This is a genomic window from Aestuarium sp. (assembly GCF_023253315.1).
Lineage (GTDB): Bacteria > Pseudomonadota > Alphaproteobacteria > Rhodobacterales > Rhodobacteraceae > Marivivens > Marivivens donghaensis.
In genome coordinates this window covers 241,985-252,951 of record NZ_JALRGW010000002.1, presented here as the reverse complement: position 1 = coordinate 252,951, position 10,967 = coordinate 241,985, and the positions used below count along the sequence as shown (strand labels likewise).

Below are 10,967 nucleotides of genomic sequence, written 5' to 3'. Positions count from 1 at the left end.
GAACGGGCGTGTCGGGCATTTCGCGGGCCACACGCGCGGCGAGGACGGCAAAGTCATATTCCCCACGTCGTCCGAAACCGCCGCCCATAAGGGTCGTGTGAACGGTGACTTGCTCAGGTTCTAGACCAACGGCCTTTGCGCACCAATCGCGCACGAGGATCGGCCCTTGGTTCGGGGACCAAAGCTCTAGTGCTGTGCCCGTGTAGAGCGCGGTGGTCGTCATCGGCTCCATCGTCGCATGGGCGAGGAAGGGGACGCGGTATTCGGCGGTGATCTCGGCTGGAACGCTCTCAACATCGCCCTCATCGCGGGCGGTGCTGTTCGGGGCGCCGTCAAATGCCTGTTCGATGACGGCAAATTGGGCCTCAGTGTTGGCAGGGTAGGTCGCGTCCTCCCAGTCAAAGACGATTGCATCAGCCGCCTGCATGGCGAGCCACGTATTCGTCGCCACAACGGCGACACCATCACCAAGGTCGATGATCCTTTCAACCCCATCCATCAGGAGCGCCTCAGAGGCATCAAACCCACGCATACCAGAGCGTTTGGGGTTCATCTTGACCGTTGCGAACCTCATGTCGGGCAAACGCACATCCACGCCATACATCGCCGTGCCGGTCGATTTCGCCACCATGTCGGTGCGGGGCTGCGAGGTGCCTAGGATTTTCCAGTCGCTCGGATCACGGAGCGTTACTTTTCGCGCGGGCAAGGCAGCGGCGTCGGTTGCGAGGTCGGTGTAAGAAATGGAAGTGCCATCGGGCGCGATTACTATGCCTGCTTCGGTCCGCAGGTCTGTCGCCGCAACGTTCAACCGTTTGGCGGCCGCCTCGATCAACATTTGACGTGCCTGTGCACCTGCTTCGCGCATTTTTACATAGGCGTCGCGGGTTGAGGTTGAACCGCCCGTCACCTGAAGGTTCAGGAATTTCGCAGCTTTCCCAACGAATTCGGCTGCATCGTGCACCCAAGGTTTGCGTTGATATTCGATCACGGGGATCGCGTTGCCTAACAGCGCTTGGTTGAAATACGCCTTTGCGGGGGGACCATGGATCACTGTGATCTGGTCAAGCGTGACATCCAGTTCTTCTGCGACAAGGGCCGCTAGTGTGGTCTGAACCCCTTGGCCCATTTCGGCACGGGGGGCGACAATCGTGATGCCCGAGGCGTCGATGATCACATAGGCATTTAGCGCGGCACCTGTGTCAGGCGTCAGCGGGTTCGGCGGCGTTTCAACCATCTTATAGTAGCCGAACGCCGCGCCGCCTGCGACAGCAACAGCGCCAAAGAGAAACGTGCGGCGAGCGATTTTACCGATGCGGGACATGATCACGCCTCCTGCAGTTTCGTGGCGGCGTCGTGGATCGCGGCGCGGATACGGGGGTAGGTGCCACAGCGGCAGAGGTTGCCGTTCATCGCCTCGTCAATGTCGTCGTCGGTGGGGGCTGTGTTCCGCGCGAGGAGGGCGGCAGCCTGCATGATCTGGCCTGACTGACAGTAGCCACATTGCGCGACCTGATGATCGATCCACGCCTGTTGGACCACGGCAACGGCATCTGGCGTGCCGATCCCTTCGATGGTGGTGACGGCGCCCCACACATCGCCGAGCGCGACCTGACAGGACCGAACGGCCTCCCCATCAATGTGGACAGTACAGGCACCGCAGGCCGCAACGCCGCAGCCATATTTCGTGCCCGTCAGGTGGAATGCGTCCCTCAGCACCCAAAGCAAGGGCACATTATCGGGCAAGTCCACCGCATGAGCGGTCCCATTGATCGTCAGTGTCCGTGCCATCATCGCCTCCTGATTGATACGAAGGATATAGGGCCGACTTTATCCGCTAAAAGGTCAGCTTACGTGACGGCGGCGTGTTTTTTGTATTGAGGATCGTCCCAAAGGCGGTTGGTCATGACTTCCGCGATGATCTCCATCGCGCGGTCGATGTCGTCCTCAGAGAGATAAAGCGGTGTGATGCCAAAACGCATGATGTTCGGCGCACGGAAATCACCGATGACGCCACGGGCAATCACGGCCTGCATAGCGGCATAGCCGTCGTCAAAGGCGAAAGAAACCTGCGATCCGCGCTGGGCAGGGTCACGCGGACTGACAAGGGTGAGCATCGGGCTGGCGGCCTCGACCCCTTTGATGAACCGTTCTGACAACTCAATGGACCGTGCCCGAAGGTCGTCCATGTCCACCTCGTCCCACACATCCAGCGCCGCGTCCAAAGCGGCCAACGCCAAAACGGGCGGGGTGCCGCAACGCATGCGATCAATGCCACCGCCAGCGCGGTAGTCGGGATCAAAGGCAAAAGGTGCCTCGTGGCCGAGCCAACCAGAGAGGGCAGGGCGGCAGTTCGGGGCGAGGTCGGGGTGGACATAGATGAATGCAGGCGCACCCGGTCCGCCGTTGAGGAATTTATAGGTGCAGCCCACCGCGAAATCGACGCCGCTCTCGGTCAGGGCGACGGGCAAAGCGCCTGCGGAATGCGCGAGATCCCAGATGACCAATGCACCGACCGCGTGGGCCTTGGCGATGATCGCGTCCATGTCGTGTTTGCGGCCCGTGCGGTAGTCGACTTCTGTCACCATAACGACGGCGACCTCATCCGTGATGGCATCAATGACCGCCTCAGGAGCGACGGTTTTCAGGCAGTGACCTTTGCCAATGGTCCCAATCAGCCCCTGCGCCATGTAGAGATCAGACGGGAAATTCCCCGTGTCCGAGAGGATCACCCGACGGTCGGGACGAAGGTCTAACGCAGATGCCAGAGCCTGATGCACTTTGATCGACAGGGTATCGCCCATCACGATTGTTCCTGCCGCCGCACCGACGAGCCGTCCAACGCGATCTCCGATCCGACGCGGGTCATCCATCCAGCCCGCCTTATTCCACGCGGTGATCAGCATGGCACCCCATTCATCGGCCATTCGCGCAGCAACACGAGCCGAAGCCGAGCGCGGCAGCGGGCCGAGGGAGTTTCCATCCAAATAGATCACGCCCTCGGGCAGATCGAACATATCGCGGGTTTTTGAGAAATCAGTCATGGCACGATGGAAATATAGTGCCGCACGATTTGGCAAGCCCTACCGCGCCCACCTGTCGCATGACGTGACGCGAAATCGGGCGTGACAGTTCATCCGCGTAGAGTCAGGGTTGGCGCATGAAACTAATTGATATTCCCCCCGTCTGGTTGGCCCTGTGCATCGCGCTCGCGTGGTGGTTGGGTATGAATGATCCCTTTGATCTGTCGTTGGAACATCCTTTGACGCAGTTGCTGTCAGGCGCATTGATCGGCGGTGGCGTGATTTTGATGCTCCTTGCGGTCGTCGAGATGCGAAAATGGCGCACGACCTTCGTACCACATCGCGTTCCGACCCATTTGGTGCAGTCGGGCATCTTTAAACGGACCCGAAATCCGATTTATCTGGGTGATGCTTTGGTTCTGGCGGGCGCGATCCTCTGGCTCGATGCACCTATCGCATTGCCATTATTGCCAATTTTCGTCTGGTGGATCGAGAAACATTTCATCATCCCAGAGGAAAATCGGATGCGAAAAACGTTTCGCGCGGACTTTGCGCGGTACTGCCTAAAAACCCGACGCTGGTTGTGAGCGTTAACGGTTTAAAGTCAGTCTCTGTATGCATTTGTATACTTTTAAAGCACTGCTTGTGAAATAAAATTGCTTTGGGTATGCGGTTCTGGATGAGGAAATTTTAAGGGGGATTGTCCGTGAAAATCGGCGCACCTAAAGAGATACTCGAGGGCGAAAACAGGGTCGCTATGACTCCTGCTTCGGCTAAGGATCTACAGAAGCTAGGTTACGAGTGCGTAATCGAATCCGGCGCTGGCGAAAATGCTGGCTTTTCCGACGAGATGTACAAAGAGGCTGGTGTTGAAGTGGTGAAAACCGCTGCGGCGCTGTTCAAAGCCGTCGACATCGTTGCAAAGGTCCGCATTCCGACCGACGCAGAGATCAAGCGTCTGTCCAAAGGCCAGACCATGATCACCTTCTTTAACCCTGGTGCAAACGAAGAGGGCCTGAAACTGGCTGCTTCGAAAGGCGCTAGCGTTATTGCGATGGAAATGGTTCCGCGTATTTCGCGCGCTCAGAAGATGGATGCGCTGTCGTCGATGGCGAACATCGCGGGCTACCGTGCGGTTATCGAAGCGGGTAACAACTTCGGTCGTTTCTTTACGGGTCAGATCACCGCTGCTGGTAAAGTTCCCCCTGCGAAAGTTCTGGTTGTTGGTGCTGGTGTGGCTGGTCTGGCTGCAATCGGTACTTCGACTTCTCTGGGTGCAATCACCTACGCATTCGATGTTCGTCCCGAAGTGGCCGAGCAGGTTGAATCGATGGGCGCAGAGTTTGTGTACCTCGATTTCGAAGAAGAACAGCAAGATGGCGCCGCAACAGGCGGTTACGCATCGGTTTCTTCGCCTGAATTCCGTGAAGCTCAGCTGAAGAAGTTCCGCGAGCTGGCACCCGAAGTCGACATCGTGATCACCACCGCGCTGATCCCGAACCGCGAAGCGCCAGAGCTTTGGACCGAGGACATGGTTCAGGCCATGAAACCGGGTTCGGTCATTGTTGACCTTGCTGCTGAAAAAGGCGGCAACTGCAAACTGACCGTCAAAGACGAAAAAATCGTGACCCCGAACGGTGTGACCATCATCGGCTACACTGACTTCCCGTCGCGTATGGCGGCTCAGGCATCGACCCTCTATGCGACGAACATTCGTCACATGATGACCGACCTGACCCCGAACAAAGACGGTGTCGTGGTTCATAACATGGAAGACGACGTGATCCGTTCGTCGACCGTCACCCACGAAGGCGAGATCACATTCCCGCCGCCGCCGCTCAAAATTCAGGCGATTGCTGCGAAATCGCAGGAAAAACCGAAAGAGCTGACACCCGAAGAAAAACGCGCTGCCGAAGTCGCCGCGTTCAAAGCACAGACCAAACAGCAGGTTACTCTGCTCGCTATCGGTGGTGCGATCCTTCTGGCGATCGGTCTGGTTGCTCCAGCGTCGTTCATGCAGCACTTCATCGTGTTCGTTCTCTCTGTCTTCATCGGTTTCCAAGTGATTTGGAACGTGAGCCACTCGCTCCACACACCGCTGATGGCTGTGACCAATGCAATTTCGTCGATCATCATTCTGGGCGCTCTGATGCAAATCGGGTCCGGATCGTGGTTGGTGATTATCCTCGCCGCGCTCTCGGTCTTTATGGCCGGCATCAACATCTTCGGCGGCTTCCTCGTGACACGGCGCATGCTCGCCATGTTCCAGAAATCGTAAGGAGTAGGGGATCATGGAATTCGGATTTACTACAGCGGCCTATGTGGTCGCGGCTGTCCTCTTCATCCTGTCGCTTGGCGGTCTGTCGGGTCAGGAAAGCGCGAAACGCGCTGTATGGTATGGCATCGTCGGCATGGCGCTGGCGGTTGCAGCAACCCTCGTCGGCCCAGGCGCTGGTCTGTGGTTGCTGTCCGTCCTGCTCATCATCGGCGGTGGTCTGATCGGCTACTACGTCGCGATGAAAGTTCAGATGACAGAGATGCCGCAGCTGGTTGCTGCGATGCACTCTCTGGTTGGTCTCGCGGCTGTGTTCGTTGGCTTTATCGCACACTTCGAACTTTCGAACGTCATGGAGATCATGGGTGGCATGTCGCCGACCCTGTCCGAAGCAGGCAAGCAGACAATGCTACATGAAATGCACCTCGGTGCATTTGCTGAACTGCTGGCGCACAAGACCTCTGTTGAACAGAGCATCCTGCGCGTTGAACTGTTCCTTGGCATCTTCATCGGTGCTGTGACCTTTACGGGTTCGGTCATCGCCTACGGCAAGCTGGCAGGCAAAGTATCCTCGGCTGCGACCAAGCTCCCGGGCGGTCACATGCTGAACGCTGGCGCAGCGATCCTGTCGGCGCTCTGCCTTGTTTGGTACTTCAACACCGGTGGCATGCTGCCGCTGGCCATCATGACCCTCGCAGCGCTGTTCATCGGCTATCACCTGATCATGGGTATCGGCGGCGCTGACATGCCTGTCGTTGTGTCGATGCTGAACTCCTACTCGGGTTGGGCTGCGGCTGCGATCGGCTTCTCGCTCGGCAACGACCTTCTGATCGTTGTGGGTGCGCTGGTTGGTTCCTCGGGTGCGATCCTGTCCTACATCATGTGTAAAGCGATGAACCGTTCGTTCATCAGCGTTATCCTTGGTGGTTTCGGCGGCACTGCTGGCCCAGCGATGGAAATCGAAGGCGAACAGGTTGCGATCGACGTTGATGGCGTTGCGACGGCTTTGGAAGAAGCTGACAACATCATCATCATCCCGGGCTACGGTATGGCCGTTGCACAGGCTCAGCAGTCGGTTTCTGAACTGACCAAGCGTCTGCGCGCACGTGGTAAGAACGTTCGCTTTGCGATCCACCCTGTTGCAGGTCGTCTGCCGGGTCACATGAACGTTCTCTTGGCTGAGGCGAAAGTGCCTTATGACATCGTTCTCGAAATGGACGAGATCAACGAGGACTTCCCTGAGACCGATGTTGCGATCGTTATCGGTTCGAACGACATCGTGAACCCAGCCGCCCAAGAAGACCCGAACAGCCCAATCGCGGGTATGCCGGTTCTGGAGTGCTGGAAAGCGAAACAGGTGTTCGTATCCAAGCGTGGTCAAGGTACTGGCTACTCGGGCATCGAAAACCCGCTGTTCTACAAAGAGAACACCCGCATGTTCTACGGCGACGCGAAAAAGTCGCTCGACGAACTGCTCACCAAAATCCAGTAACTTTCACAGTTACGCACAGAAAGCCTCGCAGAAATGCGGGGCTTTTTTCGTTCCGCCTTGTGGTATGCTACTTATGCGAACAGGGAGGAAACCAATGGACCGCAGAACTTTTGTGGCCAGCCTAGCGGCATGTTTTGCTGCGGCCCCTGCGTTGGCTGAATTGGTGCTGAGGGATGATGGGCTGCACGATCAGCCGTTCTTTCTCGATAGTTTTTTAGAGCTCGCCTATGATCATGAAGAGGCCGCTGCGAACGGTCGTGGCTTATTGATCATCTTTGAACAAAGGGGTTGCCCCTATTGCCGCGAATTGCATGCGGTGAATTTTCAACGTCCTGAAATCACCGACTACATGAGCCAGAACTTTGATGTGGTTCAGTTGGATATGTGGGGGGCGCGTGCCGTTCTGGACTTTGACGGCGAAGAAATCGAAGAGCGTGAGCTTGCGCAAAAATGGGGTGTGAATTTCACGCCCACTCAGGTGTTTTTCCCTGCCGCGCGTGTCGGGGCAACGGATCTACGCAGTGCCGAAGCGTTCCGGCTTCCGGGCTATTTCAAACCGTTCCACCATCTCTCTGCCCTCGAATACGTTGCCGAAGGACAGTATGAGGTCCAGCCGTTCCAGCGATACCTTCAGGACAAATTCGCAGCCCTTGCAGAGCAGGGGATCGATCCTGACGTTTGGTGATTAGAAGCGGCGTTTGAACGGACGGCGGATGACTTTGGGCGCGGGGGCAGGAACGTCGATTTCGCGCCATTCGCCTAGCCCCAGCCCTTCGACGGTCCAGTCTGCAATCTGCCACCGCACGAGCCTTAGGGTGGGGAAACCCACCGCTGCCGTCATGCGGCGCACCTGACGGTTACGGCCTTCGGTGATGGTGATCTCTATCCAAGTATCAGGCACCGTCTTGCGGAACCGTACGGGCGGGTCGCGTTCCCAGAGGGCAGGGGCATCGATCACCCGCGCCTTGGCTGGGCGACAGGGGCCATCGTTGAGCGTCACACCCTCACGAAGCGGCTGAAGGTCCGCGTCGGTCGCTGCCCCCTCGACGAGCGCGAGGTAGGTTTTCGGCTCTTTATACTTCGGGTTGCTGATCGCGGCTTGCAGTGGTCCGTTATCGGTCAACAAGAGCAGCCCCTCGCTATCCCGATCCAGACGCCCTGCAGGGTAGACGCCAGACGGCAGGCCGAACTCTGACAAGGTGCGGCGCGGGGTGGGGTTCTTTGCGTCCGTGAACTGGGTCAGAACATCAAAGGGTTTGTTAAAGAGGATCAGTCTAGCCATGCTGATGTCTTACCCTTGAATCCCTATCAGCGCCATTCATTGATTTGATCAAATCCACCCCGATGAAGCCCTTGAAAATAAGGGATTTGATCAAAAGACCGCAGATGCGAAAATTATTTTGCCCTCATGCAAATTTTCTCTTGAAACGACTCTGCGTTTGCATCACATGCCCGCTCACACAGACGCCAACGCACGCGCCTCTGGCCTCGGGCACATACTCGAGTGTTATGCAGCGACGGTAACGTCTCACTGGAAAACTGGTCGGGACCATTCTGGGACCGGGTCTTTTGGAGAGATGACCGATGACTGCACAATTTGCCGGGGCGGCTGACGCCACCCGTGCTTTTGATCCTTCCCGCCTTGATGTTTATGTCGCTGCGAACGATTTCGATCGCCCGACGCTCGTGATCGACGTTGATCGCGTTGAAGAGCAGTATAACGCTCTCAAAGCTGGCCTTGGCCGCGCTGACATTCACTATGCCGTCAAAGCAAACCCTGCGCTGGATGTGATCCACCGTCTGGTCCAAAAGGGCTCGCACTTTGACGCGGCATCGCGCGCAGAGATCGAAATCTGCCTGTCCCAAGGTGCACGCCCTGACACCATTTCGTTTGGTAACACCATCAAACGTCCGTCGGACATCGCTTGGGCTTTTGAATCGGGCATCACCCTCTTTGCGGCAGACGCAGAAGAAGAACTGGAAAAGATCGCAGAGTTTGCTCCGAACTCGAACGTCTATATCCGCCTGATCGTTGAAGTGTCTCAGGCCGACTGGCCGCTGACCCGTAAATTCGGCTGCGACGGCGACACCGCTGTCCGCCTCTTGGACTACGCGAAATCGCTGGGTCTGAACCCTGTTGGCTTCTCGTTCCACGTGGGCTCCCAAACCCGCGAAGCTGCGATGTGGGGGCCGTCCCTCGATGCGCTTGCGCAGATCTGGCACGCTGCAAAAGACGCAGGCCACAACCTGACCCTTCTCAACATCGGTGGTGGCTTCCCTGCGTTTTACAACGAACCGATCCAAGCCCCGACCGATTACGCTGCGGCTGTTATGGCTATGGTCGAAGAAAAATTCGGTCACGTTGAAACCATCATGGCAGAGCCTGGTCGTGGTATGGTGGCTGAGGCTGGCGTGATCGTCGCTGAAGTCCTGCTGGTGAGCCGCAAATCTGACCGCGACGTGCACCGCTGGGTTTACCTGTCGATTGGCCGTTTCTCGGGTCTTGCTGAAACCGAAGGCGAAGCGATCCGCTACCGCTTTGAGACCGCGCGTGACGACGATCCGATGGGGCCGTGCATCATGGCGGGTCCGTCCTGCGACTCTGCCGACGTGCTCTATGAAAAGCGTCCGATGCCGCTGCCGATGACCCTGCGGGCTGGTGATCGCGTTCTGATCCGCAACACAGGCGCCTACACTTCGACCTATTCGTCGGTCTGCTTTAACGGCTTCCCTCCGCTCGAAGTGGTTTGCATCTAACCATAAAATTGACTTAGCGGCACACAGTATACCAATGTGTGCCGCTAAGTATTTGTATTTAAGTAATTTTTTACTTGATATGTGATGATTGCTGGCTAGGCTGCGCGCTTATACTCTAAGGCTATGCAGATTATGACAGCGACATTCGAAGATCACCCCCTCCGCTACGCATTGGCAAACGAACTCCATGCGCGTCCTTTCCCTGTGATTAAGGCGCCGGGGCGGGCTGCGTATCTGGCCCTCAAGCCTGCGCAGAATGCGGTTGGCCGTGACCGCGAGGCGGACCGTGCCCACCTTATCGCTCTGCTCGACCGATTTGGGGCCTCTCATCCGCAACCCGATGCGACCCATTATTTCGGGCAGATCGGGCGGCATTGGCTGAAATGGGAAAGTCATACGGAATTTGTGACCTATACCATCCTCGGTGAAGGTGTCGCCGACCGTCCGTATGATGCGGCGACCTTTGGGCTGTTCCCAACGGATTGGCTCGAATCCGCACCGGGGACGCGTATGACCTCTGCCCTGATCCGTATTGAGCCGATGCCGTCGGATGAGGATATCATCAAACGCATCGACGATTGGTTCGTGCCAGAGAGCCTCGCTGTCAGTCGTATGTTGGATGGTGAGCTGATCGTTGCGGGTGATTTCAGGATCGATTCCGCGGGTCACATGCGCTTTGCCATATTCGCGGCCGAGGCGAGCGGGGAGCGTCGGATTGGCCGCGTCGTTCAACGCCTCTGCGAGGTTGAGACCTATAAAACCATGTCCATGCTAGGCCTCGCGAGGGCGCGGTCCATCGGACCTGAATTGGGTAAACTAGAACAAAAGCTCACCGCGCTTGTGACGGGGATGAGCAATCCAGAGGTTGATGCCGCGGACACGCTACAATCGCTCTTAGATGTATCGGCAGGGCTAGAGCAGTTGATCGCGCAAACCTCGTTCCGATTTGGTGCGACGGGGGCCTATGAGACCATCGTGAACCAGCGGATTAGCATCATGCGCGAGGAACGCTTTGGTGGGCGTCAGACCTTTGGTGAGTTCATGATGCGCCGCTTTGATCCCGCGATGCGCACGGTGAAATCGACAGAGAAGCGCCTGAATGATCTGTCCGAACGGGCGATCCGCGCGGGTGATCTTTTGCGGACGCGGGTCGATGTGGAACGGTCCGCCCAGAACCAAGCCCTGCTAACCAGCATGGACCAGCGTTCTGACCTGCAACTCAGGCTCCAGCGCACGGTCGAAGGGCTTTCTGTCGTGGCGATCAGCTACTACGCGCTGAACCTTGTTCTCTATGTTTTGGCGCCAGTCGAAAAACTGTTCCACATTGAGAAATACTGGCTCTACGCGACCGTGACGCCGACCGTTGTGATTGCGGTTTGGCTGATCCTTCGCCGAATTCAGAAATCCATGCACCACTAAGGGC

General features: G+C 57.3%; 10 protein-coding genes. 6 read left to right on the top strand and 4 right to left on the bottom strand.

The genetic code is table 11. The annotated features are described in order from the left end of the window. The 3 genes from AC1QQ2_RS02880 to kynU all read right to left on the bottom strand — a co-directional run. Positions 1-1,321, bottom strand: a 1,321-nt coding sequence (locus AC1QQ2_RS02880; protein ID WP_479712001.1) for a molybdopterin cofactor-binding domain-containing protein, incomplete at its 3' end; no start/stop codon positions are given. Positions 1,322-1,323: 2 nt separating this feature from the next. Next, positions 1,324-1,788, bottom strand: a complete 465-nt coding sequence (locus AC1QQ2_RS02875) for a (2Fe-2S)-binding protein (protein ID WP_479712000.1) — start codon at positions 1,786-1,788, stop codon at positions 1,324-1,326. 59 nt (positions 1,789-1,847) lie between these two features. Continuing rightward, positions 1,848-3,041, bottom strand: coding sequence for a kynureninase (kynU, locus tag AC1QQ2_RS02870; protein WP_479711999.1), 1,194 nt, complete (start codon positions 3,039-3,041; stop codon positions 1,848-1,850). 116 nt (positions 3,042-3,157) lie between these two features. Here kynU and AC1QQ2_RS02865 point away from each other — a divergent pair, with 116 nt between their 5' ends. The 4 genes from AC1QQ2_RS02865 to AC1QQ2_RS02850 all read left to right on the top strand — a co-directional run bounded on the left by AC1QQ2_RS02865 (position 3,158) and on the right by AC1QQ2_RS02850 (position 7,472). Beyond that, a complete protein-coding gene (locus tag AC1QQ2_RS02865; RefSeq protein WP_479711998.1) occupies positions 3,158-3,607 on the top strand; it encodes a methyltransferase family protein in 450 nt (149 codons plus the stop codon). Positions 3,608-3,726: 119 nt separating this feature from the next. Further along, positions 3,727-5,298: a Re/Si-specific NAD(P)(+) transhydrogenase subunit alpha gene (locus AC1QQ2_RS02860; RefSeq protein WP_479711997.1), complete on the top strand. Its 1,572-nt coding sequence runs from the start codon at positions 3,727-3,729 to the stop codon at positions 5,296-5,298. Between the two features lie 13 nt (positions 5,299-5,311). Beyond that, positions 5,312-6,787, top strand: a complete 1,476-nt coding sequence (locus AC1QQ2_RS02855) for an NAD(P)(+) transhydrogenase (Re/Si-specific) subunit beta (protein WP_479711996.1) — start codon at positions 5,312-5,314, stop codon at positions 6,785-6,787. 94 nt (positions 6,788-6,881) lie between these two features. Beyond that, a complete protein-coding gene (locus tag AC1QQ2_RS02850) occupies positions 6,882-7,472 on the top strand; it encodes a thioredoxin family protein (protein WP_479711995.1) in 591 nt (196 codons plus the stop codon). Here the strand turns inward: AC1QQ2_RS02850 and AC1QQ2_RS02845 are convergent, their stop codons facing one another. Further along, positions 7,473-8,069: a pseudouridine synthase gene (locus AC1QQ2_RS02845; protein WP_479711994.1), complete on the bottom strand. Its 597-nt coding sequence runs from the start codon at positions 8,067-8,069 to the stop codon at positions 7,473-7,475. A gap of 302 nt (positions 8,070-8,371) precedes the next feature. On the opposite strand from AC1QQ2_RS02845, the gene AC1QQ2_RS02840 reads away from it, so the two are divergent. Beyond that, the gene (locus AC1QQ2_RS02840) at positions 8,372-9,544 is read left to right on the top strand and encodes a type III PLP-dependent enzyme (protein ID WP_479711993.1); all 1,173 of its coding nucleotides are present in this window, start codon (positions 8,372-8,374) and stop codon (positions 9,542-9,544) included. A gap of 123 nt (positions 9,545-9,667) precedes the next feature. Then, on the top strand, positions 9,668-10,963 hold the full coding sequence (locus AC1QQ2_RS02835) for a DUF3422 family protein (RefSeq protein ID WP_479711992.1): 1,296 nt from the start codon (positions 9,668-9,670) through the stop codon (positions 10,961-10,963). The last annotated feature ends 4 nt before the right edge of the window (positions 10,964-10,967 follow it).